The organism is Hymenobacter defluvii (genome assembly GCF_017589435.1).
Taxonomy (GTDB): domain Bacteria; phylum Bacteroidota; class Bacteroidia; order Cytophagales; family Hymenobacteraceae; genus Hymenobacter; species Hymenobacter profundi.
Genome location: NZ_JAGETX010000108.1, coordinates 1 through 608, shown reverse-complemented (window position 1 = coordinate 608; position 608 = coordinate 1). Strand labels below are relative to the sequence as shown.

At 53.6% G+C, this 608-nt stretch carries 2 pseudogenes; both read left to right on the top strand.

Going from position 1 to position 608, the window contains the following annotated elements:
• Positions 1 to 321 (top strand): annotated as a pseudogene (locus J4D97_RS23205) (hypothetical protein); the annotation flags it as partial.
• Positions 318 to 608: pseudogene (locus J4D97_RS23200) on the top strand (glycosyltransferase); the annotation flags it as partial. The pseudogenes J4D97_RS23205 and J4D97_RS23200, both read left to right, overlap by 4 nt.

The following is a 608-nucleotide window of genomic DNA, read 5'->3' as shown; positions in this document are numbered from 1 at the left end:
GGTTGTGGTGTGAATGCAGACAAGCAAACCGGAGGGCTAAACGTGCACTACTCGGGAGTTCACAAGGAGTCGGTGTCGGTGGGGCAAGGTTCCGTTATGCGTACCTACTATATGTACCGCAACCGGTTGCTCTTCATTCGCCGCAACTCGCAGGGGGTGCGCTTCTGGAGCGGGATGCTGTTCTTCTTGTTGGTTGCAGTTCCTAAAAAGGCGCTAGTCTACGCATCACGCTTCGAACGCAGTTATCTGCACGCGCTCTGGCGCGGTCTGAGGTGGCATCTACAGCCGCATAACGTTCATCAAAACCGTTTCCTGTCATGAGCATTGTGCTAACCGTCTTGTCGCTGGTGCTCTATGCAATAGGGGTATTCTTGTTGCTCAACGTACTATACCTGCTGTTTTTTGCTTTAGCTGGCCACTGGCGAACTACCCCACAAGCAGTGACAGCTACCGCAGTTGATTTTCGGCGCATGTGCGTACTGATTCCTGCTTATCAGTCAGATGCTGTTATCCTGGAAACTGCACCAGCCGCTCAGCAGCACACTTACGCAGGCACCCTGCACGTACAGGTCATTGCCGACGGCTTGCAACCCACTACAGTGCAGGCT